Raw genomic sequence first — 26,098 nt, forward strand, 5'->3', positions numbered from 1 at the left:
CTGCAGCAGTTCGGCAAGGAGGGCGAGCCCTTCGACCCGACCATCCACGAGGCCCTGATGCACTCGTACGCGCCGGACGTCACCGAGACGACCTGTCCCCAGACCCCCGCTTTCGGCCTGGACGGCCTCGTCCTCAAACGCCGGACGGGCTGAAAGACACAGAGGCCGGCCGGCGCCCAGCAGCCAGGAAAAGCACGGACCGGCGCTCGGCCGGCCCGCCCCTCAGTCTTCCCAGTCGTCCGCGTCCTTCTGGCGGCGCCTGCTGCCGAACAGGTTCGGGTTCATGCGCAGGGCCTGGAACGCGTTGACGCCCACGATGCCGGCCCAGGTGACGAGGAGGCCGGGGAGGTGGGCCACTCCGCCGCCGATGCCCGAGAGGGGAATCGCCAGGACGAGGGAGACGATGCCGAAGCCGAAACGCTCGCCGAAGGAGTCCGTCGACTTCGAGGCCCGGGAACCCCGGGCGACCACCATCTGCTGCTCGGCGAGCTGCCGGCGCACCCGGCGCTCCACCGCACCGTCGATGCGCTGGTCGACCTTCTCCAGGAAGGAGTCGACCAGCGCGGACTCGTAGTCCTCGCCCAGCTCCCGGCGGGCCTGCAGAGTGGCGTTCAGTTCCTTTTTGAGCTCGGCGTCCCGCGCGTCCATCATGGTCTCCATTCCCGTCATGGAAAACCACGTTAGGGAGCCGGGGCGCTCGCCGCACTGGGGATAGCCCCCCTGTTGGAATTCGGGTTCGCGGCGAGGGCCCCGAGGGACTCCAGAACCCTGCGATGACCGTGCTCGACGCCCGTGATCCGCACCTCGATACCCCGAGGTCGATCAGCAGGACGGAGAGCACGCCGTTCATGGGCATGGGCATGGGGATGGGGATGAGCTTCTTCGCGTGGGGGAAGGGGTTACGGCAGCAGGGACACGAGCCCCGTGTCGAGGTCGAAGCGTGCCGCCGCCACCTGCGCGGAGGTGAAGGCCGGGTCGGCGCGGATCGCGTCCCGTACCCAGGCGGTGTGGGCCCGCATGGTGTGCTCGGCCCAGTCGCCGGGCAGGGCGCGGGTACGGCGCGCGGCCGGGGCGATCTCGTCCACCAGCAGTTCCAGGTGGCCCGGGACATCGGCGCCGGTGCGCAGTTGGTCGAGCGTCGCCGCCACCGCCCCGCAGCGTTCGTGGCCGAGGACCAGCACCAGGGGGATGCCCAGTTCCTCGACGCCGTACTGGATGGACGCGAGCACCGCCTCGTCCAGGACCTGGCCGGCCGTCCTTATGCACAGCAGGTCGCCGAGGCCCTGGTCGAAGACCAGCTCCGGTGGTACCCGGGAGTCGATGCAGCCGACGATGACCGCGAACGGGTGCTGTGCGGTGGCCAGTTGGTGGCGCAGCGGGCGGCTCTCGTCCGGGTGGCGGGAGTGGCCGGCGGCGTAGCGGCGGTTGCCGTCCAGGAGTTCGGCGAGCGCGGCGGGGGCGGTGGTCGGGCGGGGCCGGGGGCCGGCGGCGGTGGCGGTCGTGGGGGCCGGCACGCCGACGGCCGTGGCGGTCAGAAAGGCCCTGCGGTTCGAGGCCATGCGTTTCCTCAGGTGGTGTGCGTTCAATCACCCTACGCATGGGATCAGTTACCCAGAGTGCCCGTTTAAGGACACTTGGGTGATTCGTCGTCAGATCATCGACCGGTCATTACGTCGCCGGGCGGCCACCTCTTCGGCTACGTCTTCGGCTATTTGGCCAGGCCGTGCTGCTTCGCGTACGCGTTCGCCACGTCCTCCGGGTCCTTCTTGTCCTTGTCCACCTGGCGGTTGAGCTCGGTGAGCTGGGCCGTGGTCAGGACGTTGCCGAGGCGGGCGAGGGCCTTGCGGACGGTGGAGTCGGCCTTGCGGTCGGCGATGAGCGGGACGATGTGCTGGCCGGGGATGAGGTTCTTGGGGTCCGACAGCACCACCCAGTCGTTGGCCACGATGTCGGTGTCGGTGGTGAAGAGGTTCGCCACGTCCACATCGCCCTTCTTCAGGGCGCCCTTGACCAGCGGCCCGGAGGAGTCGAGCGACTTGAACTCCTTGAACTCCACCCCGTAGACGTCCTTCAGGCCGACCACGCCCACCTGGCGCTTCTTCACCTCGGGTGCCGCGCCGATGACGAGCTTGCCGTTCTGCTTCTTGAGGTCGGCGAGCGAGGTCAGGCCGTATTTCCTGGCCGTCTCCTTGGTGACCACGAAGGCGTCGGAGTCCTCGGCCATGCCGTACGGCAGCACCTGGAGGCCGGCGGGGAGGGCGATGGCGAGGGCGTTCTGCATCGCGCCCTCCTCGGTCGCCGTCGCCTTGGGGTCCAGGTAGTGCAGCAGGGCGCCCTGGTACTCGGGGAGCAGGTCGATGTCGCCGCCCTTGAGGGCGGGGATGAGGATCTCCCGGGTGCCGAGGTTGGGGCGGACCTTCGTCTTCACGCCGGCCGACTCCAGGACGGCCGCGTAGAGGTAGCCGAGCACCTGGTTCTCGGTGAAGTTGGCGGTGCCGATGGTGACTCCGTTCTTGCTGGAGCCGCCGCCACCGCTGGTGGTGCCCTGGCTGTCGAGGGAGGTGATGCCGCCCGCGCAGGCGGACAGGACGGGGACGGAGGCGACCGCGAAGAGGCCGCCGAGGACGGTACGACGATTCATTTCGGTGATCCCTACGCGGTGCGGTGGCGGAAGAGGAAGCGCTGGAGGCCGGACAGGCCCAGGTCCAGGACGATGGCGACGACGGCGACGAGCACCGCACCGCCGAGCACCTGGACGAGGTCGCGCTGGGCGAGCCCGTCGAAGACGTACCGGCCCAGGCCGCCGAAGGAGACGTACGCGGCGATCGTGGCGGTGGCGACCACTTGGATGAGCGCGAGACGCAGGCCGGTCATGATCAGGGGGAGCGCGAGCGGCAACTCGACCTGGAACAGCACCTGGTGGCCGCGCATGCCCTGGCCGCGTGCCGCGTCCTTGACCTCCGGGTCCACGGCGGTCATGCCGGCGTAGGTGTTGGTGACGATCGCCGGGACGGCGAGGGCGACCAGGGCCACGTAGACCGGCAGCATCGACAGGCCGCCGGCCAGGAAGACCAGGACGACCAGACCGACGGTCGGCAGGGCGCGGCCGAAGGAGGCGAGGTTGATCGCGACGAAGGCGCCCTTGCCGGTGTGGCCGATCAGCAGGCCCAGCGGGAGGCCGATCGCGGCCGCGATGAGGGTGGCCAGGAGCGAGTACTGGAGGTGCTCGGCGAGGCGGTGGGCGATGCCGTCGGAACCGGTCCAACTCGCCCCGCTGGTCAGCCAGTCGCCGAGGTTCTTGAAGAGTTCGTACATCTCAGGCTCGCCTCCTGCGCCACGGGGTCAGGACGTACTGGAGGGCGACCAGCAGCGCGTCCGCGACCACCGCGAGCAGGATCGTGAGGACCACGCCCACGATCACCGGGGTCGGGAAGTTGCGCTGGAAGCCGTCGGTGAAGAGCTGGCCGAGGCCGCCGTCGCCGATGTAGGTCGCGACCGAGACCAGCGAGATCGACATCACGGTCGCGATCCGGACGCCGGCCATGATCACGGGCAGCGCCAGCGGGAACTCGACCGTGAGGAGCGTGCGCAGCGGGCGCGTGCCCATCGCCTTCGCCGCCTCCTTGGTCTTCGTCGGGACCGAGTCGAGGCCCTCGACGGTGTTCCGCAGCAGCACGACCAGCGTGTAGACGGTCAGGCCGATCACCGTGGTGGTGCGGGTGAGGCCGCTGATCGGCAGCAGGAGCACGAAGATCGCGATCGACGGGATCGTGAACAGCACGTTCGACAGGCCGAGCAGGAAGCCGCGCAGGGGGCGGACCCGGTGGGCGACGACCGCGAGCGGGAGCGAGATCAGCAGGCCGAAGAAGACGGCGGACAGCGCGGCCTGGAGGTGCGAGACCGTGAGGCTGGTGAGGTCGTCGGTGTGGTCGCCTATCCACGACCAGTCGATGGTCATGCGGCGACCTCCGTCCCCGGCTCGGTACGGGTGCGGGCGGCGGTGTGCGCCCGGCCCGCGTGCTCGTGGATGTCGTCGCGGGCGGAGACGCCGGTGAGCACACCCGCCGCGTCGACGCGGGCTATCAGCCCGGTGGGGGAGGCGATCGACTCGTCGAGCGCGGCGAGCAGCGAATCGCCGTCGCGCAGCGGTCGTACGGGGATCTCCGGATCGTTCGTGTTCTTCGGCGCCCAGTGCAGCGGTTTGCGTGCCTCGTCGAGTACGAGGGTCCAGGCGCCGCCCTCCGGTGCCGGGCCCTGCGGGACGTCGGCGAGGGTCCGCAGCGAGAGCAGCTTCAGGCCGCGCTCGGCGCCGAGGAAGTCGGCCACGAAGTCGTCGGCCGGGCGGGCGAGGAGCTCGGCGGGCGCCGCGCACTGCACGAGGTGGCCGCCGGTGCGGAAGATCGCGATGCGGTCGCCCAGGCGGACGGCCTCGTCGACGTCGTGCGTGACGAAGACGATGGTCTTGTTCAACTCCTTCTGCAGGCGCAGGAGTTCGTCCTGGAGCTGGGTGCGGACCACCGGGTCGACGGCGCCGAAGGGCTCGTCCATCAGGAGCACCGGCGGGTCGGCGGCGAGCGCGCGGGCGACGCCGACGCGCTGCTGCTGGCCGCCGGAGAGCTGGTGCGGGTAGCGCCGGCCGGACTCGGCGGTCAGGCCGACCGTCTCCAGCAGTTCGGCGGCCCGGGCCCTGGCCTTGCGGCGGCCGTGGCCCAGCAGCAGCGGCACGGTGGCGATGTTGTCCAGCACCGTGCGGTGCGGGAAGAGGCCGGCCTGCTGGATGACGTACCCGATGGAGCGGCGCAGTTCGGCCGCGTCCTGTCGGGTGACGTCCTTGCCCCCGACCCGGATCGTGCCCGACGTCGGCTCTACCATCCGGTTGACCATCCGCAGGGTGGTCGTCTTGCCGCAACCGGAGGATCCGACGAGGACGGTCACGCCGCCTTCCGGGATCTCCAGGGAGAGATCGTGGACTGCTGTCGTGCCGTTGGGGAAGCGCTTGTGGACCGCATCGAACTGGATCATGAGTTGTCCCTTGCCCGGCTGTATAACGTCATGCAGAGTTCTTGGTGTCTGAATAGGTTGTCAACGGGTTGGTGTTAATCCGAGGTAACGGATGACCGAAAGGCAAGATCAGATGTCCTGATTGAGGGGAGTTTGAGCTTTATGTCGTCTCGGATCGTGGACACGCCGACGGGCGCGTCGGTCGGCACTTCGGCCGGCCACACCGGCCTGGTGGTCCTCGACGGCGTCGGGCTCGGCATCGAGGACGTCGTCCGCCTCGCCGACGGAGCCGCCCGGCCGGTGCCCGGCACCGACGCGATGAAGCGGGCGGGAGAGTCCTGGGACGCCGCCCGGCAGATCGCGGCCACCGGACGCGTCTACGGCCGCTCGACCGGCGTCGGCGCCAACCGGAACGAGGACGTGCCCACCGAGGCCGCCGCCGAACACGGCCTGCGCCTGCTGCGCAGCCACGCCGGCGCCATCGGCGACGAACTGCCCGCCCGCCAGGTCCGCGCGATGCTCGCCGTCCGCGCCAACCAGATCCTCGCGGGCGGCGCGGGCCTGCGCCCCACGGTCGTCACGGCCCTGTGCGAGGCCCTGGAGAACGGGGTGTACCCCCTGGTCAACGAGTTCGGCTCGGTGGGCACGGGCGACATCGCGGCACTGGCTCAGATGGGGTTGGCGCTGGCGGGGGAGCATCCGTGGCGGGGTGGTGGCCCTGACGGACAGGGGGCGGGTCCCGAGGGTGTACGTGGTGTCGTCGTCGGAGTTCCCGAGGCGCAGCCGCTCGACAACAATGATGCGCTGGCCATCATCAGCAGCAACGCCCTCACGCTCGGCCAAGCCGCCCTCGCGCTGCACGAGTTGCGTGGGCTCGTCGAGGCCACGCAGGTGGTGGGGGCGTTGTCGATGCTGGCCGTGGACGGGTCGCACGAGCCGTACGCCGCTCCCGTGCATGCCGCCCGGCCGCACCGGGGGAGCAGTGAAGTCGCCCGGCGGATGCGGGAGTTGATCGGTGCCGCGGACCGGCCGACCCCGCCGCTGGGCCGGATCCAGGACCCGTACGGCTTCCGCTGTCTGCCGCAGATCCACGGGCCGGCGCACGACGCGGCCGACGCGCTGGAGGCGGTGCTCGCGATCGAGATCAACGCGGCCGCCGAGAACCCGCTGATCTCTCCCGAGGACATGGCCGCCTACCACCACGGCGGCTTCTACCAGGCCCAACTCGCCCTCGCCCTGGACCACTTCAGGCTCGCGCTCACCCAGGTGGCCCGGCTGTCCACGTCACGGCTCTCCTCGCTCAACGAACCCGCGTTCACCCGCCTCAAGCCCTTCCTCGCCGACCAGGAACCCGCCTCCTCCGGCGTGATGATCCTGGAGTACGCCGCCGCGGCGGCCCTCGGCGACCTGCGGGCCTTCTCCGCTCCCGCCTCGCTCGGGCACGCTGTACTCTCCCGGGGCGTCGAGGAACAGGCCAGCTTCGCCTCGCTCGCCGCACGCCAGACGCTGCGCGCCTGTCGCGCGTACCGTCTCGTCGTCGGCTGCGAGCTCGTCGCCGCGGTACGGGCGCTGCGCCAGCGCGGGCTGCGGCCCGAGCCGGACCTGCCGGTGGGCCGCGCGCTGGAGCTCGCCGAGTCGGTGCTGGCGCAGGACCAGGCCGACCGGCCGCTCACCGACGACGTGACGGCGGCGGCCGCGCTGCTGGACCGGTTCACGGACATCTGGAGGGGGAACGCGTGACGAACGCGGAGAGGGGCACGACCGTGGCGGACACTCCGGCGGGACGGCTGCAGACGCTCTTCGAGGGGCACCGGCTGACGCCGACCCAGCGGCGCATCGCGCACAGCATGGTGCGGCGCGCCGCCGACGTGCCGTTCCTGTCCAGCGTGGAGCTGGCCGAACTGGCGGGTGTGAGTCAGCCCTCGGTGACCCGCTTCGCGGTCGCCCTCGGCTTCGACGGCTACCCGGCGCTGCGCAAACATCTGCGCGAGGTGGCCCCCGCCGAGCAGTCGGCCGACGCGGGCTCCTACAACGAGTACCAGCAGGCCGTCGAGGCCGAGATCGAGAACCTCAAGCACCTCGCCGAACTGCTCGCGGACCCGCGCCCGTTGCAGAAGGCGGGCCGTCTGCTCGCCAACTCCCGCCCGCTGCCCGTCCTCGGCCTGCGCGCCGCCGCCTCCCAGGCCTACGGCTTCGCCTACTTCGCCGCCAAGGTCCACCCGGACGTACGGCTGCTGAACGAGGGCGGCACGATGATCCACGACCGCATCGGGGCCGCCGTGCGCGCCGGGGCGACCGCCCTGCTCTGCTTCGCGCTGCCCCGGCACCCCCGCGAGGTCGTCGACACCCTGACCTTCGCCAAGGCCGCCGGCCTGACCGTGGTGACCGTCGCCGACTCCGCCTTCGCACCGGTCGCCAAGGCCTCCGACCTCCTCCTGCCCGCCGCCGTCGGCACCGGCCTCGCCTTCGACACGGCCTGCGCCCCGATGCTGCTCGGCCGGGTCCTGCTTGAGGCCATGTGCGACGACCTGCCGGACGCCCAGGCCCGCCTGGAGGAGTTCGACGCGGGGGCGGCGGCGCGGGGGCTGTTCGTCGAGTAGTGAGTGCGGTGGTCAGCCGGCGGCCCGATTTTCAGATTCGTCTCACGTTCGCTCGTTAGCCTCCCCTCCCACGAAGCCGCACAGACCGAGTCGGGAGGCGGAAGGTGGCACGCGGAGATCGCAGAGCACAGGGACTGGTCCGGGTGGCCGTCGTCGTACGCGCCGGGGCCGCACCCCTGTGGTGGGCCGGAGTGTTCGCGGCGGGGGTCGGGGTGCTGGTGCCGGGAGTGACCGGGCGCCGGATCGGCGTGATGGCGGGCGCCGCGCTCTTCATCGTCGCGGCGGCGGTGGTGTCGTACGGCCGTCGCAAACGGTACGTGGCACTGGCCCGCTCCGCCGCCCGGGCCGGCAGGCACGACGTCCTCCAGGACCGCGCGGTCGGCGTGCGCAACTGGCGTCGTGGGCACCGCTGGTGGTTGCTGCTGGCGTTCCTGCTCGCGGTGGGCTCCTCCTTCGCCGTGCCCGCCGCGGGCGGCATGCTGCTGGCCGGCGCCGGTGTCGGGCTGCGCCTGAAGGCCGCCTGGCTGGGCCGGCGCGAACGGGCCGAGGACGCCCTGCTGTGGGTCCGCGTCGACTGGCTCGCCGGCAACGGCGGCCGTCCGGCCGGCAAGTCCGTCAAGGCCTACCGCAGCACGGGCATCGCGGCGGGCGACGCGGCCCCTGGCGGGACCCGCCGCCGCACCGCGGCGCTCGTCTAGCGGTCGTAGGCCGAGCCGCCGCCCGTCAGATCTCCAGGTCCTCCTCGATCTTCTTCAGCTGGTGGCGGGCCATCGCCAGGTTGGACCGCTTGGCGTCCAGCACCAGGTAGAGGAAGAGACCGTTGCCGCCGCGCCCGCTCATCAGGCGGAGCAGGTGGTACTGGTCGGACAGCGTGATCAGGATGTCCTCGATCTGGCCCTTGAGCCCGAGGTGCTCCATCGTGCGCATCTTGGCGCGTACGACGTCGGTGTTGCCGGCGGCGGCCACGCCCAGGTCGAAGCTCTTGCTGCCGCCCAACGTGCCGAGCGCCATACCGCTGGTGTAGTCGACGAGCGCGACCCCGGTCGCGCCCTCGATCGAGGCCAGGCACTCTTTCAGCGAGGTTTCGGTGTTCGCCATGACTCTGCTCCTTGGGTTCCTGTCAACTTTCCGTGGTGGTGCGCGCGCTGGTGTTCGTGGTGCGTGGAGCGCGCGCCGTTCTGGTCCGTGCGGGGGCTGCCGGCTTGAGCGCCGGCTTCCCGGGTTTGGGGGCCGCCCGGGCGAGCGCGGCGGCCCGCGCGTCGACGAGTTCGCCGACCCGGGCCCCGGCCCGGCGCCCCTCCAGCAGCAGCCGCCCGACGTTCACCCGGTCCTGGGCGAGCAGCGTCAGCACGGCCCCGCCGCCCGCCGCGTACGTCGCCACATAGCCGTACACACCGCGTACGAGCACCTCGCGGGCCTCGCCCTGGCCGGTCGCGTCCGCCAGCCTGGCGGCGGCCGTGTGCGCGGTCGCGGCGAGCGCGGCCATGCTCTCGGGGTCGACGCCCGGGGTGTCCTGGGCGAGGACCGCCCCGTCGACGCCGGTCGCGAGGGCGCCGGTGAGCTGCGGGACGCGGGCCCTCAACCGGCGCAGCTCGTCCAGGATTTCGGGCTCGGCGGCCATCCGGTGTCTCCTCTCAAAGGGCCTCCAGCGCATCCCTGAGCCTCTTCAGCAGCGTGACGTGGGGATCGGGCGGAAGCTGTCCGGCGGCTGGGTCCTCGTCGGCGGCCGGCTCGGCGGGCTGGGGGCCGCGGCCCGGCCGGCGGATGCCGACCGCGCCGGCCGCCGTCAGCCGCCGTACGTCCACCAGGGTGTGGAAGGCCGGCCGGCCCAGCGCCCGGGCGATGTCCGTCGCCGTGCGCACCCCGTCCACCAGCGCCAGCACCGAACGCTGGCGGCGGGTGAGCGCGGGCACCTCGGGGCGCTCGGCGCGGGTCAGCGGGGCCTCGTCGGGGCCCGGGTCCGGCCAGAGCCGGTGCAGCAGATCGCGCCGGCGCAGCGTCTCGCGCTCCAGGTCGGCCACCGGCACCGGATGCACGGGGCTCAGCCCGTGCGCGGAGCCGTAGCGGAACCGGCCCGGGGCGCTGCTGGGCCCCAGCGTGAAGTACGCCGCGTCGTACACCGCCGCCAGATGGCACAACTCCAGTGCGCCGGCGGCCAGTTGTCCGCTGTCGACCAGCCGGCGGCCCACGTGGTAGCGGTCGCCCGCCTCGGCCAGCGCCTGGTGCCAGACCTCGGGGGTGAGCGTGCCGTGCGCCGTCAGCAGGACGTCCAGGCCGGGGGCGCACGCGCTCTCGGCGTGCACCACCAGGCCTTCGGCGAGGTAGAGCGAGCCGCGCTCGCGGACCAGGACGCCGGTGGCCCGCTCGGCGGCGAGCCGGGTCAGCATCGGGGAGACACCGCCCCACCCGCGGTCGCTCGCGGCCGCCTTGTCCCGCACCGGCAGGCGCGGCGGTTCGGTCGTGCTCACGGCACTCATGCCAGCACCAGCCGTTCCGCCATCTCGGCGAGCCGGATGCGGGCCAGCGCCAGATTGCCCTCGGCGCGGGCCAGCCACAGGTGCAGGAACACGCTGCCGTCGAAGGACGCGCCCACGAACCTGAGCACGTGGTAGCTGTCCCGGTTGCTGACGATCAGGTCCTCGACCGGCGGGTCCGCGTCGGCCGCCGGACCGGCCTCGGGGTCGTCGTCCGGTGCGAAGGCGTGCTGCTCGGCGGCGAGCCGCGCGAACTCGGCGGCCTCCACGGCGGCGGCCTCGTGGTCGCCGCCGGGCGACTCGCCCACGGTGCCCAGGGCGAGCCCACTGGTCCAGTCGACCAGTGCGGCGCCCCGAGCACCGGGCAGTCGCATGGCTTCCAGCAGACACTCGTCGATTCCGGGCACCGTGGCTCCCCTCCTGCCTTGGTTTCGGCTGAGTGACGCCGAAACTACGCACCGTGTGCGTGAGGGGTGAGGGATCTGGCATTTTCCGGCGGAACATGCGCCAGGGGATTAAGGTGGGTCAACTGTGCCTGTTTTCTCCCCAGTTGAACATCATGTCCGTCGGGACCCGTCAACCGCGCCCGGGCGCACGCCGGGTGGTGAGCGCATCCGCGTGCGCCCCGCCGGATTCGGCCACGATCTCGTCGAGGCTCTGCTGCCTGCGCACGGTCGCGAAGGAGACACCCCCGCCGGCCGCGTCCTGGGTGAAGCCGTAAATGCCCGGCCGGGCAAGGGAGTTGTAGGCGTAGTGGTGCGCGAAGTAGTACGCGCCCGTGTCGAGCGCCGCCGCGTAGTCCCCCTGCTCCAGGAGCGGCAGCGCGCGCCCCTCGGCGAGCAGGTCGCCCGCGAAACAGGCCGGCCCGGCGACGTCCTGCACCACCGGCGCCCCCGTCTTGGGCCGCCCCTTCCCGTCGTACGCGGAGATCCTCAGCGGCCACGACCCCGGTACGTACACCGTCCGCGTCGCCACCTGCACGCCCGCGTGGGTGACCGCGATCGGCCGTCCGCCCGCGCTCTTGGCGTACTCCACGCGGGCCACCACCGTCCCGTGCTTGGCCAGCAGCGACCGCCCGAACTCGGTCACCAGCCCGTACCGCCCCGAGAACAGCCCCGGCACCGCCTCGCTCAGCAGCCGCGCGTACTGCGCGTAGGTCGGCGTCTCCTCGTCCGAGCCGAAGTTCACCGGCAGCCCGCCGCCGATGTCGAGCGTGTCGATCTGCGGGCGCCCGATGCGCCGGTTGATCTCCTCGGCCAGCGCGTACGTGTCGGCCACGCCCTGCGCCAGCAACGAGAGCGGGATGCCCTGGGAGCCGGTGTGCGCGTGCAGCCGGGTCAGCCACGGGCGCTCCGCGTACGCCCGCACCACCCACTCGCGCGCCCCCTCGTCGCGCAGCGCCACCCCGAACTTCGAGGTCGCCGTCGCGGTCGAGGTCGCCCCGATCGACCCGCCGCCGACCTGCGGATTGACCCGGATCCCGAGCGGCGAGCGACTGGTCGCCGACCGCATCAGGCCGTCGATGCGGTCCAGCTCCTGCGGGTTGTCCGCGTTGACGGCGATCCCCAGCGCCAGCGCCTCGCGCAGTTCGGCCGGTGTCTTCGCGGGCGAGTCCAGGACCGTACGGCTCGGCGGCACCCCTGCCGCCCGCGCCAGCGCCAGCTCGCCCGGGCTCGCCACCTCCGCGCCGAGGCCCTCCTCGCGCAGCAGCCGCAGCACCGGCACCAGCGGGGTCGCCTTCACCGCGAAGGCGTGCAGCACGGGCGTGCCGGGCGCCGTGACCGCGTCGAACGCCGCCCGCAGGGCCATCGCCGACTCCCGGATGCCGGCGACGTCCAGCAGGCCCACGATGGGGGTGTCCGGTCCCAGCAGCCCCTGCTCCACGGCGGCCCGCACGGCCTCGTCCCGGCGCGCGGCCCGTCCCGCCTGGCCGTCGGTCCGGCCGTCGATCCGGATGGTCGGCTCGTCGTCGGCTTCCCTGCCCGTAGCCGTGTCCCTCGCCCTGTCCACCACGTCCCCCGTCCTGTCGTCGGCTGCGCCCATGCGTCCAGCCAAACATCCACAGCGCACCCGTAGAGACGCCAGGAGGTGTTGACTAGTTCTATTCAGGACGCCAGGATGTGAATAACCGCTGTAAGAGTCCACCGGGAGCAATCCGCTAGGAGGCAGACCATGTCAGGACCCCGCCCCGTACGAGCGCCGCGCGGTACGGAACTGAGCGCCCTGGGATGGCAGCAGGAAGCCGCTCTGCGGATGCTGCAGAACAACCTCGACCCGGAGGTCGCCGAGCACCCCGACAAGCTCGTCGTCTACGGCGGCACGGGCAAGGCCGCGCGTGACTGGCGTTCCTTCGACGCCATGGTCCGCACGCTGCGCACCCTGAAGCAGGACGAGACGATGCTCGTCCAGTCCGGCCGCCCGGTCGGCGTGATGCAGACCCACGAGTGGGCCCCGCGCGTCCTCATCGCCAACTCCAACCTGGTCGGCGACTGGGCCAACTGGGAGGAGTTCCGGCGCCTTGAGGCCCTCGGCCTCACCATGTACGGCCAGATGACCGCCGGTTCGTGGATCTACATCGGCACGCAGGGCATCCTCCAGGGCACGTACGAGACGTTCGCCGCGGTCGCCGCGAAGAAGTTCGGCGGCACGCTCGCCGGGACGATCACCCTCACCGCCGGGCTCGGCGGCATGGGCGGCGCCCAGCCGCTCGCCGTCACCATGAACGACGGTGTGGCGATCTGTATCGACGTCGACCCGCGTGCCATCGAGCGCCGGATCGAGCACCGGTATCTCGATGTGCGCGCGGATTCGCTCGCGCACGCCCTCCAACTCGCCGTCGAGGCCCGTGACGCGCGCCGTCCGCTCTCCATCGGTCTGCTCGGCAACGCGGCGGAGCTGCTGCCGCAGATGTTGGCCGAGGGTGCGCCGATCGACATCGTGACCGACCAGACCTCGGCGCACGATCCGCTGGCGTATCTGCCGGTGGGCATCGCGTTCGAGGACATGGCGGACGCGGCGGCGAAGGACCCGGCGGGGTTCACGACCCGGGCCCGCGAGTCGATGGCGCGGCACGTGGAGGCCATGGTCGGGTTCATGGACGCCGGGGCCGAGGTCTTCGACTACGGCAACTCGATCCGTGGTGAGGCCCAACTCGCCGGGTACGAGCGGGCGTTCGCCTTCCCCGGCTTCGTGCCCGCCTACATCCGCCCCCTGTTCTCCGAGGGCAAGGGCCCCTTCCGCTGGGCGGCCCTGTCCGGTGAGGCGTCCGACATTCACAAGACGGACAAGGCGATCCTCGACCTCTTCCCGGAGAACGAGTCGCTGCACCGCTGGATCAAGCTGGCGGGGGAGCGCGTGCACTTCCAGGGCCTTCCGGCGCGTATCTGCTGGCTCGGGTACGGCGAGCGGGACAAGGCGGGCGAGCGTTTCAACGACATGGTGGCGAGCGGTGAGTTGGCGGCGCCGCTGGCCATCGGCCGTGACCACCTCGACTGCGGGTCTGTCGCCTCCCCGTACCGCGAGACCGAGGCCATGCTGGACGGCTCCGACGCGATCGCCGACTGGCCGTTGCTGAACGCGATGGTGAATGTCGCGTCCGGGGCGTCCTGGGTGTCCATCCACCACGGGGGTGGGGTCGGCATGGGGCGGTCCATCCACGCGGGCCAGGTCTCGGTGGCGGACGGCACGGCTCTGGCCGGCGAGAAGATCCGGCGCGTGCTGACGAACGACCCGGGTATGGGCGTCATTCGGCATGTGGACGCCGGGTACGACATCGCGGAGCGGGTTGCGGACGAGCGGGGTGTGCGGGTGCCGATGCGTGAGGGTGGCGACGCGTGACGGTGAGCGGCAACTCCTCGGTGGGGGCGGATGTCTCGTCGCCGGGTGAACGTCCGGCTGTGCCCACCCGTTCCGCCGTGCGGAACGCCTGCCCACAGCCTGAGCCAGCTGAAGGTCGCCTGCAGCCTGAGTCGGCTGGAGGTCGCCCACAGTCTGAGCCAGGCGAAGGCCGCCCACAGCCTGTGCCAGGTGAAGGCCGCCCACAGCCTGTGCCAGGTGAAGGTCGCCTGCAGCCTGAGTCGGCTGGAGGTCGCAGCCAGGCCGTAAGTCACAACGTGCCCTCCTTTCAGGAGATGTGGCGGGAGTTGCTGCCCATTGGGCGGCACCCTGACTCCCGTGGTTATCGGCGCTTCGCCTGGACCGGGGCCGATGCCGAATGTCGGGAGTGGTTCAAGGGGCAGGCCGAAGCCCGGGGGCTTACCTACGAGCTCGACCGGAACGGGAATCAGTGGGCCTGGCTCGGGGACCCGGACGCCGGGGACGCTGTCGTCACCGGGTCGCATCTTGACTCCGTGCCCGATGGCGGGGCCTTTGACGGGCCCCTCGGGGTCGTGTCCTCCTTTGCCGCTCTTGATGAACTGCGCCGCAGGGGAGTGCAGTTCGGGAAGCCGCTTGCCATCGTCAACTTCGGGGACGAGGAAGGCGCCCGGTTCGGGCTCGCGTGTGTCGGGTCGCGGTTGGCCGGTGGGCAGCTCACCGTTGAGAAGGCGCACCTGCTGACCGACATGGACGGCGTCACCTTGCCTCGGGCCATGGAAGCCGCCGGTTACGACCCTGACTCCATCGGGCCCGACCCCGAACGGCTCGCCCGCATCTGCGCCTTTGTCGAGCTGCATGTCGAGCAGGGGCGGGCGTTGGACCTGTCCGGCGATCGTGTCGGTATCGCCAGTGCCATCTGGCCGCACGGGCGGTGGCGGTTCGACTTCCGGGGGGAGGCCAATCACGCCGGTACGACCAGGCTCGTGGACCGGCGGGATCCTATGCTCTCGTATGCCGAGACCGTGCTCGCCGCCCGTCGCGAGGCCGAACTCGCCGGTGCCGTCGCGACCTTCGGCAAGATCGCCGTCGAGCCGAACGGCGTCAACGCCATCCCCTCCCTGGTGCGCGGCTGGCTCGACTCCCGCGCCGAGGACCAGGCGAGCCTGGATCAGGTGGTGGACGGCATCGAGAAGGCCGCCCGCGAATACGCCACCGCGCACGGCATCGACCTCGACGTCGTGCGGGAGTCCTTCACTCCCGTCGTCGAGTTCGACCACGCCCTGCGTGACGAACTCGCCCGCATCCTCGGAAAGGACACCGACCTCAAGGTCCCCGTCCTCGGTACCGGCGCCGGACACGACGCCGGAATCCTCTCCGGGAGCATCCCGACCGCCATGCTGTTCGTGCGCAACCCCACGGGCGTCTCGCACTCCCCGGCCGAGTTCGCCGCCGAGGACGACTGCGTGGCCGGGGTGACCGCACTCGCCGACGTACTGGAAGGACTGGCCTGCAGGTGACCGGGACCCGCACGTACTGGCTGGAGCACGCCTGGCTCGACACCTATGTCGAGCCAGGCGTCGCCGTCGACATTGAAGGCGGGCGGATCACCAACGTCCGCACCGACGTGACCGCGCCGCCACCCGGCGCCGAGATCCTGCGCGGACTCACCCTCCCCGGCCTGGCGAACGCCCACTCGCACGCCTTCCACCGCGCCCTGCGCTCCACCGTCCAGGTCGGCTCCGGCACCTTCTGGACCTGGCGCGAGGTCATGTACTCCTTCGCCGACCAGCTGACCCCGGAGACCTACCACGCCCTCGCCCGCGCGGTGTACGCCGAGATGGCGCTGGCCGGGATCACGGCGGTGGGCGAGTTCCACTACGTCCACCACCAGCGCGGCGGCACCCCCTACGCCGACCCCAACGCCATGGGCGAGGCCCTCGTCGCGGCCGCCGCCGACGCCGGCATCCGCATCACCCTCCTCGACACCGCCTACCTCGCCGCCGGCATCGTCAGCGAGCACCGCGGCGAGCCGCCCAACGCCCACCAACTGCGCTTCTCCGACGGCACCGCGGAGGCCTGGGCCGAACGCTGTTCACTTCTCAAGGAACGGGATCACGCACGGATCGGCGCGGCCATTCACTCGGTGCGGGCCGTGCCCGCCGGACAGCTCGCGACCGTGGCCCGGTGGGCCGAGGAGCGGCGGGCCCCGCTCCACGTCCACCTGTCCGAGCAGACCGCCGAGAACGACGCCTGCCTGGCCGCGCACGGGCGCACACCGACCCGGCTCCTCGCCGACCACGGTGTCCTGGGACCGCGCAGCACCGGCGTCCACAACACCCACCTCACCGACGAGGACATCGCCCTGATCGGCGACAGCGGCACCGGCACCTGCATGTGCCCGACCACCGAACGGGACCTCGCCGACGGCATCGGACCCGCCGTCGCCCTCCAGCGTGCCGGCTCCCCGCTCTCCCTCGGCTCCGACAGCCACGCCGTCATCGACCTGCTCGAAGAGGCCCGCGCGATGGAGCTGAACGAGCGCCTGCGCACCCGCACCCGGGGTCACTGGACCGCCGCGGCCCTGCTGCGCGCCGCCTCAGCCGACGGCCACGCGGCGCTCGGCTGGGACGAGGCGGGCACCATCGAGGCCGGTGCGCTCGCCGACCTCACGACGATCGCCCTCGACTCGGTCAGGACGGCCGGGCCGCTGCCCAGGCTCGGCGCCGAGACCGCCGTATTCGCCGCGACGGCAGCGGACGTACGGCACACGATCGTGGGCGGACGGCACGTCGTGCGCGACGGGGCGCACACCCTCGTACCGGATGTGCCGCAGGCGCTGGCGCGGGCCGTCGAAGCCCTGCGCGCGTAGAGACGACCGACGACCCCCGCACCCACGAGGACACGATGAGCAGCAGCACCGGCACCAGCACTGTCATCACCAACATCGCCACGCTGGTCACCAACGACCCCTCCCTGGGTGACGGTTCTCCCCTCGGACTGATCCAGGACGCGGCGCTCGTCATCGACGGCGACCGGGTCGTGTGGACCGGTGAATCCAGCCAAGCACCCGCCACTGACAATCGGGTCGACGCCGAGGGGCGTGCGGTGCTGCCCGGGTTCGTCGACTCGCACTCGCACCTCGTCTTCGCGGGCGACCGCACGCAGGAGTTCAACGCCCGGATGTCCGGCCGTTCCTACACCGCGGGCGGCATCCGCACGACCGTCGCCGCCACCCGCGCCGCGAGCGACGAGGCCCTGGCGGCCAATCTCACCCGCTACCTCGCCGAGGCCCTGCGCCAGGGCACCACGACCTTCGAGACCAAGTCCGGCTACGGCCTGACCGTCGCCGACGAGGCCCGCGCCCTGCGCATCGCCGCCGCCCAGACCGACGAGGTGACGTATCTCGGCGCGCACATCGTGTCGCCCGACTACGCCGACGACCCCGCCGGTTACGTCGCCCTCGTCACCGGCGAGATGCTCGACGCCTGTGCTCCGTACGCCCGTTGGATCGACGTGTTCTGCGAGAAGGGCGCCTTCGACGGCGACCAGGCCCGCGCGATCCTCACCGCCGGCAAGGCCAGGGGCCTGCACCCGCGCATCCACGCCAACCAGCTCTCGTACGGCCCCGGTGTGCAGTTGGCCGTCGAGCTGGACGCCGCCAGCGCCGACCACTGCACCCACCTCACCGACGCGGACGTCGACGCCCTCGCGAGCGGCGACACGGTGGCCACGCTGCTGCCCGGCGCCGAGTTCTCCACGCGGGCCCAATGGCCGGACGCCCGGCGGCTGTTGGACGCGGGCGTGACCGTCGCGCTGTCCACGGACTGCAATCCCGGCTCGTCCTTCACCTCGTCCGTGCCGTTCTGTATCGCCCTCGCCGTACGGGACATGGGCATGACCCCGGACGAGGCCGTCTGGTCCGCCACGGCAGGCGGCGCCCGCGCCCTGCGCCGCGAGGACGTCGGCCGCCTCGCCCCGGGCGCCTACGCCGACCTCACGCTCCTCGACGCCCCGAGCCACGTCCACCTGGCCTACCGCCCGGGCGTCCCCCTCGTCACCGGCGTCTGGCGCCGAGGCGTCCGCCAGGTCTGAGCCCTCGTCCGGAGACCGCCGACTCAGGGCTCAGGCCGCCCCCGCCCGCCACCGCTGCTCCGCACCCCCGCTGATCGGCTCCATCCCCACCCCGTCCCCGTCCTCCGGCGTCACCGCGGTCAGGATGGCGATCGCCGGGCGGATCACGCCGTCGGAGTCCACGGTGAAGGTCAGGTTGTCGCCGTTGTCCCCGTCCACCGAGTCGCACTCCCAGATGCCGACGCCCTTGTCCACGTCGCCGCGGTTGTCGAGGCAGAAGTCCGGGTCGGCGGCCGACTGCACGACCCCGCGCCCGGCATCGACCCGCCAGCGCTGGGTGCTGGACCCGGAACAGGGCGCCGTGATCACGTCCGTTCCCTTGGAGAGGTCGCCGTCGCGGATGTCCAGGCAGCGGCCCGAGGAGACGTTCACGACCTGCGCGTAGGTGCCGTTCGGGGCGTGCGCGGCAGGGGCCGTGGGGGAGGGGCGGGTCGACTTGGAGGGAGTCGAACTCGGCGTCGGGGACGGGGAGTTCGACGGCTTGCCGGTGGTGGCCGACGGCGACGGCGTGGCCGACACCGTCGCCGTCACCGTGACCTGCGGCGCGCTGCTCGGCGCACCGGCCGCGCCCGCCGCCTGCCCGGACGTCGGGGACGATCCCGTGCCGCCCTGAGTGAGCAGCAGGACCAACAGCGGGGCCAGCGCCACCCCGAGGGCGGCCGAGGTGAGGACGATCCGCCGGGACGGTGGCCAAGAGGACGGTTTCACAAGGGCCTTGGGGCGCGGGGGCGGCTCGCTGCCGGCGTACGCCGTGCCCGCCCACGGCAGCAGGCCCTCGGCGAGCGCGGTGCGCGGGGAGTCGCGCAGGGCGCACAACTCCTCGAAGGCGGCCGTGCAGTGCGGGCAGTGCGCCATGTGGGCCTGGAGGTCGGCGCTCTCGCGCGGGTGGTCGGGCCGTACCGACTCCTCGATGAGCCGGCGGAAGTCGCCGCACCGCGGATCGTCGGAGGCGGCGAGCCGGGTGCGGAGGCAGGCCTGGCCGAGGAGTTGAAGGGCCGCGGCGCTCTCGTACGTCACGTCGTCGGGGGTGATGCCGAGGAACAGGGCTGTCGTGGCTGCGGGTTGGCGCTCCACCAGGCCGTACCAGACCAGGCCTTGGGCGCGGGACGGGAGCGTCTGGAAGGCGGCGGTCATCGGTGGGACGAGGCCGCCGGGGCCCGCCGTGTTGAGGACCAGGAGCAGTCCGGCGTCCAGTCCCGCGGCCCGGTCGTCCGTGGCCCAGGACGCGGCCGTGCGGGCGGTGAGCAGGAGGAGGTGGTGGCGCCAGGGTCCGCCGGGTTCGATGCCGCGGGCCGTCTCCCGGGCCGCCAAGGTGAAGGCCTGGGCGGCCAGTTGGCGCGCGGAGGCGTCGCCGGTCGCGCACAGCCTGGCGTACGCGAGCACCGACTGCTGGTGGCGGGCGCGCAGTTCGTGCAGGGCCGGGTAGGCCGTGGCGGTGCTGGTGCGCAGCAGTTCGGTCAGGCGGGCGTCGGACGCGCCCGTGTGCAGCCCGGTCTCCACAGAAACCTCTTTTCCCGCCGGGCTCCTGACGTACCGGCCAGTTTGTGGGGACCATAGTGAGGCAAGAGGACCGGTGGGAGAAGAGGTTTCCGTGGGTAACCCGGGAACGCCCAGCGAGCGGCCCGAGCGCGGCGCGCCGGCCGCCGCGCCGGCCTGCACACCGCCCGCCGCGCTACCCGGGCGGCCGGGTGAACTCGTTGCGCAGGTCCGCGATCAGACCGTTCCCGTCGAGCGTCGCGTGTTCCACCCCCGCCACCGTCACGAGCCGGTCGTCGGCCGTGCGCGCCGCGCACACCCACTCGGCCCGCAGGGTGCCGTCGGCGAGCACCGTGCTGTTCCAGTAGTGCTTGGAGTCGGCGAAGGAGGCGAAGTGCGCGCGGTAGAACGCCACGACCGCCGCACGACCGTGGACCGGCTCCGGGCCGATCCGCACCGTCGCGTCGGGAGCGAACAGCGCCAGGAGTTCGGCCAGCGCCGACTCGTCGTGCACCGCGCGGTCGGCCAGGCCGATGTAGCGGTCGAGCGCGGTGCCGGTGGAGTCGGAGCCGGAGGCAGCGCCGGCGGTCTCGGTGTCCGTCACTCCGTCGCGCCCCCCTCGTTCGCCGCGACCGCCTTCGCCAGCAGGGCCGGGTCGGCCAGCGTGGCCGGGTGGCGCAGCATGTAGGAGACGTAGTGGAAGGCGCGCGTGACGTCCCCGTCGGAGAGGGTGGCGGCGGTGATCTGGTCCATGGCCCAGCGCTGCTGCCGTACCTCCTCCGGCACCTCGGTGCCGTTGAGCGCGTCCAGGCGGGCCGCGTCGCTCCCCGCGGAGACCATCCAGGCGGCGTCCACGACGACCTGCTGGAGACGGAAGAACTCCCGTGCCGCCGTGCCGAGTTCGGGGCTGCCACCGAGGTAGGAGGCCAGGCAGGAGGCGTGCAGCGCGGCGGAGCTCATGCCCTGGCCGCGGATGGGGTTGAAGGACGCCACCGCGTCGCCCACGCTCACCAGACGGGCCGGGAAGCGGTTCACCTCGGTGAAGTGCCGCCGCCGGCTCTCGGCCTGGTGGTAGGTCACCACATCGCTGGTGACGGCACCGGCGGTGACGGCGGCGAAGAACGGGGGCAGTTCGGCGCAGGCCGCGCGGAACTCGTCCACGGTCCGGCCGGGCCGGCTGTCCCCGTACCCCATCAGCATGACGAGCCACTGCCGGTCCTCGATCGCGTTCGCCGCCGCGACGGACACCCCGCCCGAGGGGAAGTCCGGCGTGAAGATCCCCAGGGCACAGGCCGTCTCCAGGTCGGCGAACTCCTCCGGCCGTTCGAAGAGGGCAGTGGCGTAGTTGATCGGGGCTTCGAGGCGCTCCAGCCGGGGATGGTCGTAGCCGCTCTCCCTGAGCCAGTTGGACAGCCTGCTGGAGCGCCCCATGGCGTCCACGACGAAGTCCGCCTCCAGCACGTCCGGGCCCCCGCCGGCCGGGACGTACCCCACACCGCTGACGGCGTCGTCGCGGTACCGCAGCCCGGTCGCCTGGCCGTGCAGGACGGACACATTGGGCAGCGACGTGACCCGGTCGCGGATCAGCGACTCCAGCAGAGGGCGTCCGATCGCGAGCAGGTGGTGGTCCTCGCCGTCATGCGCCTGCGGTACGCCGTTGAGGGCCGTGACCTGCTTGTCGGGACCGGCGAAGGAGGCGCCGCGGGCCTGCGCCTCCGCGGTGATCCCCGGCAGCCAGCGCTCCACCCACCGCTGACCGGCCGGCAGCAGCGTGTGCACCTGCCGGTCCTGGGGCACGCCGGTCCGTGACCCGGTCACCGTCGAGATGTCGTCGGTCTCGACGACCACGACCCGGCGGGCCCGGTCGGCGAGCACCCGCGCCGCCAGCAGCCCCGCGATGCTGCCGCCGAGCACACAGGCCGTGTCGAACAGCACGGGTACGCCGTCGGGCGGATCGGCCTGGACGAGCTTCTCGAAGAGCGCGATCACGGACTCGGTCATGGAACTGGCTCCCGTGGGTGAGGGCGGGGTGTGAGGACAGGACATGAGGACCGGCCACGAGGGCCGGACGTGCGGACAGGGCATGAGGACCGGCGCGCGGACAGGGCGTGAGCCCCGGGCGAGGTCACGTGCCGAACGCACCGCGCGAATCCCCGTGACGGCCAGTCTCGCCGTCGCCGCCCGTCCGGGTCTTGTGCCGTCCGGCCAGCTGCCCGGTACCTCCCTGCCAACCCCGCCGCCCCCGGTTCCCACGGGCGCGCCCCTTGGCGCCGCCCCGGCGCACCCGCCTACCCTGGCCGCGTGGAGAGCGGAGGCATATCTGCCTGGCGGATCGGCGGCGACGGGCCGCCCCTGGTCGACGTCCGCGTGCCCTACGCCGACGAGAACCGGAACCATGTGCTGGTCAGCGAATGGCGACGCCAGTCCAGCGACATGGTGCCGCCGCCCCCGCTGCTGCTGCCCCGGCGGAGCGAGGGGGCGTACCAGGTCCGCATCCGGGCCCAGCGGATGCTCGATCTCCAGGTCGAGGACCTGTCCAGCCACGCGATCTCCGGGAGCACCGGCGGCCGGGGCGGGCACCAGGGGGAGGGGATCGTCACGCACGTCACGTTCGGCGGCGAGTGGCGGTTCGCCGCGCGGGGCCGACCGGGCCACGAGGCCAGCGTGGGAGCCGGGACCCTGTGTATCCGCAACAACGTGGAGCCCTGGGACTTCGAGGTCGACCGGGGCACCCGTGCGCTGGCGGTGACCCTGCCCGCGAGCGCGCTCCGCTTCCCCGCGAACACCCTCTCCGTCAGCGCCGAACAGACCTCGCCCGCCGCGCGGTTGCTGCTCGCCCACCTCCGGCTGTTCGCGGAGACGGCCGACCTGCTCGCGCCCGCGTCCGCCGCGTCGGCGCGCGAGGCGGCGGTCGAACTGTTCCGGGGACTGCTGAACGAACAGGTCGTCGACGACGCGGAGTTCGCACCGGCGCTGCTCGCGGCGGCGACGGACTACATCGAGGACCGGCTGCTCGACGGCGACGACCTGAGCCCCCGGGACATCGCGGACGCGCTCCATGTGTCGCCGCGCACGCTCTACCGGGTGTTCGCCCAGCAGTCCGCCACGTCCTCGGTGATGGCGTACGTCCGTGAGCGGCGCCTGGAACGTGCCAGGGCGGAACTCGTCGCCACCCGGCTGACCGTCTCCGAACTGGCCGCCCGCTGGCGCTTCGCCGACAGCAGCCATTTCGTCAAGGCGTACCGCAAGCACTTCGGCGAGACCCCGACGGCGACCCGGCGCGGCTGACGGCCGACGGTCGACGGCTGAACGGCCTGAGCGCGGCGCACACGCGCCGCGCTCAGGAGGTAACCGAGGCCAGGGATGTCAGCCAAGGGGCTTGGCAGCACCGGGAGTTCAGCCGAAGGGCCCGGCGGCGCCGGGAGTCGTCACTCCTCGACCGTCAGCCCCTTGCGCAGCCGCACCAGGGTCCGGGTCAGCAGCCGCGAGACGTGCATCTGCGAGATGCCGAGCTCGTCGCCGATCTCGGACTGGGTCATGCCCGCCACGAAGCGCAGCGAGAGGATCTGCCGGTCCCGGGACGGAAGCGCGGCGATCAGCGGCTTGAGCGACTCGACGTACTCGATGCCCTCGATGCCGTGGTCCTCGTAGCCGATGCGGTCCGCGAGGGCGCCCTCGGCGTCGTCCTCCTCGGGCTGGGCGTCCAGCGAGGAGGCGGTGTACGCGTTCGACGCGGCCATGCCCTCGACGACCTCGTCCTTGGAGAGGCCGAGCCGCTCCGCGAGTTCGCCGACCGTGGGCGACCGGTCGAGCTTCTGGGCCAGCTCGTCGCCGGCCTTGGCCAGGTCGAGCCGGAGTTCCTGCAGCCTGCGCGGTACGCGTACGGACCACGAGGTGTCACGGAAGAAACGCTTGATCTCGCCGACGATGGTCGGCATGGCGAAGGTCGGGAACTCGACGCCCCTGGAGAGCTCGAAGCGGTCGATCGCCTTGATCAGGCCGATCGTGCCGACCTGGATGACGTCCTCCATCGGCTCGCTGCGGGAGCGGAAGCGGGAGGCGGCGAACTTGACCAGCGCGAGGTTGAGCTCGACGAGCGTGTTGCGGACGTAGGAGTAGTCGTGGGTGCCCTCTTCGAGGGATTCGAGGCGCGCGAAGAGCGTCTTGGAGAGCGCTCGTGCGTCGACCGGCCCCACCTCGTCGAACGGGGGGATCTCCGGAAGCCCGGCGAGTACATCCGTGTCGGTGCTCTCGATGGGATCCAGATGTTCCTGTTCCGGAAGGGGTGTCGACGTCGCCTGTGGGGTGTGCGGTGCGTCGAGCCGGGGTGACATGATGTCCTCCATCGTTCTCGGCATATGGCTGCCGAAGCCAGTGCGTGCACTGCGGTGTGCGGCGCCTCCAAAGCCGGCCGTGTCGGTTACGTACCTCTAGCCCTATCCGGTTTCCCACGCCCGCCGCAAGTGCTTTCTATGGCGATATGTCCGCTTTCAGGCGGTTGTTCAGGTGTCGGAGAGTGTGAGGAAGGCGTAGTGTTCGAGGGCATCAGTCAGCAGCCCACCACGTCGGGAGAGAAGACGGCATGGACCGCGGGACGGTCGGCAGCGCACAGTCTGGTCGGCTACTGGTCGAGGTGCGGGAAGAGGGCCGCAGCGCCGTCGTGACGGCGGCGGGTGAGCTGGATCACCACACCGCCGATCTGTTGCGCGAGCCGCTGGAGGACTGCCTCGACAAGGGATTCAACCGGCTCGTCGTGGACTGTTCACGACTGGAGTTCTGCGACTCCACCGGTCTCAACGTGCTGCTCGGCGCCCGGCTCAAGGCCGAGGCCGCCGGGGGTGGGGTGCATCTCGCCGCGATGCTGCCGGTGGTGGCGCGCGTCTTCGAGATCACCGGTGCGGACGCGGTCTTCACCGTGCACGACACCCTCGAAGCGGCCCTGGCCGGCGAGGCGGGCTGAGACGCGTGCGGGACACCGGCGGCCCGGCGCGGGCGTTCCTGTCGGCGGGGGACTTTCCGGGCGTTACGCGTTCCGCGTCGCATCAGGGGGTGTTCCGCCGGTTCCGTCGGGCAGGAGACATCCTGAACATGGTCTGCGGGCACAGTGACGGATCGGCCGTCGATGTACGTACTGACTTCTGAATCGTGAACTGGTGAATCGGTGAGGTGAAGCGCTGATGAGCACCACCCGGCCTTACCCGCCGGGCGACCGCGGCCCGGAGCCCAGCGGCGCTTCCGGGGCGTCCGACGGGGGCGTGACGGCGGCGACCGGGGGAGATGGGGATGCGGCCGTGCCGCCGGGTGCGGCTGCCGCGGCCCCGGTGGGCCGGCAGGTCCGCACGCTGAACTTCGACGGCGCGAGCGGCGTCGTACCGCTCGCCCGTGACTTCGCCCGCCAGGCGCTGTACGAGTGGGGCTGGCTGCCCGCCGCCTCGGCCGACCGGCGGGCCACCGCGGAGGACGTGCTGCTCGTCGTCTCCGAGCTGGTCACCAACGCCTGTCTGCACGCGGAGGGTCCCGACGAGCTCTGGATCAGCGGCGACAACAAGGTGATCCGGGTCGAGGTCTCCGACCGCGGCACGGGCGAGCCGGCCCCCCGCACCCCGCACCGCGCGGGCCGCCCCGGCGGCCACGGCATGTTCATCGTGCAGCGGCTCTGCCTGGACTGGGGGGTCGTACGGACCCCCGGCACACCCGGCAAGAAGGTGTGGGCGGAGCTGGGCGCCCCGGCCTGACGCTCCCTCACCCAGGAGCACCCTCTCCACTCGAACCCCCTTCCGTGCGCGCCGGATCCCCACAACTCCGGCGCGCATCGTGTCTTCCTTCCTCACGACCCCGGGCGTACCTTGACGGCCGATCTGATGTGCCGTCAGGAATGAGGGGATCGTGTCGTACCACAAACGAACCGCCGCGCTCGCGTCCGTCGCGGCCCTGGCCGGCTCGGCGGTGCTGATGACCGCCCCCGCAGCCAGTGCCGACGTCGTCGACGTCAACTACCAGTGCAAGACGCCGATCGGTGACAAGAGTGCCGTCTCGCCCATCGACATCAAGGGCGTCAAGAGCGGCAGCGGCTACAAGATCACCATGTCCTGGCAGAAGGGCGTCTCCTCCAGCCCGGTCGAGCTGGGCAAGGGCGCGATGAACCCGAGCGCCACCATCAAACTGGGCGGCGCCGACAGCGGGACGATGAACGTCACCGGACCCGCCAACCAGGCCGCCATCCCCGCCAACACCCCCATAAAGATCAACGACTTGACGGGGACGTACACCCCGAAGGCCACCGGGAAGGTCACCTTCACCCCGGCGATCCTCACCATCAAGGCGCTCGGCACCACGACCACGTGCACGCCGTCGGGCAGCCCGGGCGCCGCGCTGACCCTCGACGTGACGGCCTCGGGAGGATCCGCCACCGGCGGCACCTCCCAGAGCGGTACGGACTCGGGCGGCTCGTCCCTCCCGCAGACCGGCCCGGACGACTCCGCCATCGCCCTCGGCACCCTCGGCGGCACCGTGCTGCTCGCGGGCGCGGCGGGCGCGCTGTGGCTGACCAGGCGGGGCCAGGCGGTACGCCGCTGACGACACCGTCCGTACGACCGCTGG

The 26,098-nt window shown here is 72.0% G+C and carries 26 protein-coding genes and 1 pseudogene; 12 read left to right on the forward strand and 15 right to left on the reverse strand.

The annotated features are described in order from the left end of the window. Window positions 1-96: pseudogene (locus ACWDR3_RS18990) on the forward strand (nucleotide exchange factor GrpE); the annotation flags it as partial. Window positions 97-222: 126 nt separating this feature from the next. Here the strand turns inward: ACWDR3_RS18990 and ACWDR3_RS18995 are convergent. From ACWDR3_RS18995 to ACWDR3_RS19020, 6 genes are all read right to left on the reverse strand, one after another. Then, entirely contained in the window at window positions 223-648 is a 426-nt protein-coding gene (locus tag ACWDR3_RS18995) for a hypothetical protein (protein ID WP_450353704.1), read from the reverse strand. Window positions 649-899: 251 nt separating this feature from the next. Further along, on the reverse strand, window positions 900-1,559 hold the full coding sequence (locus ACWDR3_RS19000) for a carbonic anhydrase (protein WP_450353647.1): 660 nt from the start codon (window positions 1,557-1,559) through the stop codon (window positions 900-902). 149 nt (window positions 1,560-1,708) lie between these two features. Further along, on the reverse strand, window positions 1,709-2,641 hold the full coding sequence (locus ACWDR3_RS19005; RefSeq protein ID WP_450353648.1) for an ABC transporter substrate-binding protein: 933 nt from the start codon (window positions 2,639-2,641) through the stop codon (window positions 1,709-1,711). An 11-nt stretch (window positions 2,642-2,652) separates the two neighbouring features. Then, window positions 2,653-3,315, reverse strand: coding sequence for an ABC transporter permease (locus ACWDR3_RS19010; RefSeq protein ID WP_450353649.1), 663 nt, complete (start codon window positions 3,313-3,315; stop codon window positions 2,653-2,655). A gap of 1 nt (window position 3,316) precedes the next feature. Beyond that, window positions 3,317-3,958 carry an ABC transporter permease gene (locus tag ACWDR3_RS19015; protein WP_450353650.1) on the reverse strand — a complete coding sequence of 214 codons (642 nt, stop codon included), beginning with the start codon at window positions 3,956-3,958 and terminating at the stop codon, window positions 3,317-3,319. After that, the gene (locus ACWDR3_RS19020) at window positions 3,955-5,022 is read right to left on the reverse strand and encodes an ABC transporter ATP-binding protein (RefSeq protein ID WP_450353651.1); all 1,068 of its coding nucleotides are present in this window, start codon (window positions 5,020-5,022) and stop codon (window positions 3,955-3,957) included. Before ACWDR3_RS19020 ends, ACWDR3_RS19015 begins: the two co-directional genes overlap by 4 nt. 141 nt (window positions 5,023-5,163) lie before the next feature. On the opposite strand from ACWDR3_RS19020, the gene ACWDR3_RS19025 reads away from it, so the two are divergent. The 3 genes from ACWDR3_RS19025 to ACWDR3_RS19035 all read left to right on the forward strand — a co-directional run bounded on the left by ACWDR3_RS19025 (window position 5,164) and on the right by ACWDR3_RS19035 (window position 8,299). Continuing rightward, on the forward strand, window positions 5,164-6,741 hold the full coding sequence (locus ACWDR3_RS19025) for an aromatic amino acid ammonia-lyase (RefSeq protein WP_450353652.1): 1,578 nt from the start codon (window positions 5,164-5,166) through the stop codon (window positions 6,739-6,741). Next, window positions 6,738-7,601 (forward strand): MurR/RpiR family transcriptional regulator, encoded by an 864-nt coding sequence (locus ACWDR3_RS19030; RefSeq protein ID WP_450353653.1) that lies wholly within the window; start codon window positions 6,738-6,740, stop codon window positions 7,599-7,601. The genes ACWDR3_RS19025 and ACWDR3_RS19030 overlap by 4 nt, the downstream gene beginning before the upstream one ends. Window positions 7,602-7,705: 104 nt before the next feature. Further along, window positions 7,706-8,299, forward strand: coding sequence for a hypothetical protein (locus ACWDR3_RS19035; RefSeq protein ID WP_450353654.1), 594 nt, complete (start codon window positions 7,706-7,708; stop codon window positions 8,297-8,299). Window positions 8,300-8,324: 25 nt separating this feature from the next. On the opposite strand, the gene ACWDR3_RS19040 is transcribed toward ACWDR3_RS19035, so the two are convergent. The 5 genes from ACWDR3_RS19040 to ACWDR3_RS19060 form a co-directional block, all read right to left on the reverse strand. Next, window positions 8,325-8,699, reverse strand: a complete 375-nt coding sequence (locus tag ACWDR3_RS19040; RefSeq protein WP_124003737.1) for a roadblock/LC7 domain-containing protein — start codon at window positions 8,697-8,699, stop codon at window positions 8,325-8,327. A gap of 22 nt (window positions 8,700-8,721) precedes the next feature. Then, window positions 8,722-9,222, reverse strand: a complete 501-nt coding sequence (locus ACWDR3_RS19045) for a roadblock/LC7 domain-containing protein (RefSeq protein WP_450353655.1) — start codon at window positions 9,220-9,222, stop codon at window positions 8,722-8,724. 13 nt (window positions 9,223-9,235) lie between these two features. Next, window positions 9,236-10,078 carry a transcriptional regulator gene (locus ACWDR3_RS19050; protein ID WP_450353656.1) on the reverse strand — a complete coding sequence of 281 codons (843 nt, stop codon included), beginning with the start codon at window positions 10,076-10,078 and terminating at the stop codon, window positions 9,236-9,238. Beyond that, complete coding sequence (locus ACWDR3_RS19055; protein ID WP_124003734.1) at window positions 10,075-10,482, reverse strand: hypothetical protein; 408 nt, start codon at window positions 10,480-10,482, stop codon at window positions 10,075-10,077. The genes ACWDR3_RS19050 and ACWDR3_RS19055 overlap by 4 nt, the downstream gene beginning before the upstream one ends. 169 nt (window positions 10,483-10,651) lie before the next feature. Next, window positions 10,652-12,118, reverse strand: a complete 1,467-nt coding sequence (locus tag ACWDR3_RS19060) for a diaminopimelate decarboxylase (RefSeq protein WP_450353657.1) — start codon at window positions 12,116-12,118, stop codon at window positions 10,652-10,654. Window positions 12,119-12,247: 129 nt separating this feature from the next. On the opposite strand from ACWDR3_RS19060, the gene hutU reads away from it, so the two are divergent. The 4 genes from hutU (at window position 12,248) to hutI (ending at window position 17,983) form a co-directional block, all read left to right on the forward strand. Further along, a complete protein-coding gene (hutU, locus tag ACWDR3_RS19065) occupies window positions 12,248-13,912 on the forward strand; it encodes a urocanate hydratase (RefSeq protein ID WP_450353658.1) in 1,665 nt (554 codons plus the stop codon). A gap of 293 nt (window positions 13,913-14,205) precedes the next feature. Further along, on the forward strand, window positions 14,206-15,408 hold the full coding sequence (locus ACWDR3_RS19070; protein ID WP_450353705.1) for an allantoate amidohydrolase: 1,203 nt from the start codon (window positions 14,206-14,208) through the stop codon (window positions 15,406-15,408). After that, window positions 15,405-16,760, forward strand: a complete 1,356-nt coding sequence (locus ACWDR3_RS19075) for a formimidoylglutamate deiminase (RefSeq protein WP_450353659.1) — start codon at window positions 15,405-15,407, stop codon at window positions 16,758-16,760. Before ACWDR3_RS19070 ends, ACWDR3_RS19075 begins: the two co-directional genes overlap by 4 nt. Before the next feature lie 35 nt (window positions 16,761-16,795). Continuing rightward, entirely contained in the window at window positions 16,796-17,983 is a 1,188-nt protein-coding gene (gene hutI / locus ACWDR3_RS19080; protein WP_450353660.1) for an imidazolonepropionase, read from the forward strand. 30 nt (window positions 17,984-18,013) lie between these two features. Here hutI and ACWDR3_RS19085 read toward each other — a convergent pair whose 3' ends face one another. The 3 genes from ACWDR3_RS19085 to ACWDR3_RS19095 all read right to left on the reverse strand — a co-directional run bounded on the left by ACWDR3_RS19085 (window position 18,014) and on the right by ACWDR3_RS19095 (window position 21,499). Then, on the reverse strand, window positions 18,014-19,522 hold the full coding sequence (locus tag ACWDR3_RS19085; protein ID WP_450353661.1) for a ricin-type beta-trefoil lectin domain protein: 1,509 nt from the start codon (window positions 19,520-19,522) through the stop codon (window positions 18,014-18,016). A gap of 172 nt (window positions 19,523-19,694) precedes the next feature. After that, window positions 19,695-20,102, reverse strand: coding sequence for a nuclear transport factor 2 family protein (locus ACWDR3_RS19090; protein WP_450353662.1), 408 nt, complete (start codon window positions 20,100-20,102; stop codon window positions 19,695-19,697). Next, on the reverse strand, window positions 20,099-21,499 hold the full coding sequence (locus tag ACWDR3_RS19095; RefSeq protein ID WP_450353663.1) for an FAD-dependent oxidoreductase: 1,401 nt from the start codon (window positions 21,497-21,499) through the stop codon (window positions 20,099-20,101). Before ACWDR3_RS19095 ends, ACWDR3_RS19090 begins: the two co-directional genes overlap by 4 nt. A gap of 300 nt (window positions 21,500-21,799) precedes the next feature. Here ACWDR3_RS19095 and ACWDR3_RS19100 point away from each other — a divergent pair, with 300 nt between their 5' ends. Beyond that, entirely contained in the window at window positions 21,800-22,786 is a 987-nt protein-coding gene (locus ACWDR3_RS19100) for a helix-turn-helix transcriptional regulator (protein ID WP_450353664.1), read from the forward strand. A 140-nt stretch (window positions 22,787-22,926) separates the two neighbouring features. On the opposite strand, the gene ACWDR3_RS19105 is transcribed toward ACWDR3_RS19100, so the two are convergent. Continuing rightward, on the reverse strand, window positions 22,927-23,844 hold the full coding sequence (locus ACWDR3_RS19105; protein ID WP_450353665.1) for an RNA polymerase sigma factor SigF: 918 nt from the start codon (window positions 23,842-23,844) through the stop codon (window positions 22,927-22,929). Window positions 23,845-24,080: 236 nt separating this feature from the next. On the opposite strand from ACWDR3_RS19105, the gene ACWDR3_RS19110 reads away from it, so the two are divergent. From ACWDR3_RS19110 to ACWDR3_RS19120, 3 genes are all read left to right on the forward strand, one after another. Continuing rightward, on the forward strand, window positions 24,081-24,458 hold the full coding sequence (locus tag ACWDR3_RS19110) for an STAS domain-containing protein (protein WP_450353666.1): 378 nt from the start codon (window positions 24,081-24,083) through the stop codon (window positions 24,456-24,458). 217 nt (window positions 24,459-24,675) lie between these two features. Then, window positions 24,676-25,233 carry an ATP-binding protein gene (locus ACWDR3_RS19115; RefSeq protein ID WP_450353667.1) on the forward strand — a complete coding sequence of 186 codons (558 nt, stop codon included), beginning with the start codon at window positions 24,676-24,678 and terminating at the stop codon, window positions 25,231-25,233. 151 nt (window positions 25,234-25,384) lie between these two features. Next, on the forward strand, window positions 25,385-26,074 hold the full coding sequence (locus ACWDR3_RS19120) for an LPXTG cell wall anchor domain-containing protein (protein ID WP_450353668.1): 690 nt from the start codon (window positions 25,385-25,387) through the stop codon (window positions 26,072-26,074). Window positions 26,075-26,098: the final 24 nt, after the last annotated feature.

The organism is Streptomyces sp. NPDC001002 (genome assembly GCF_053599215.1).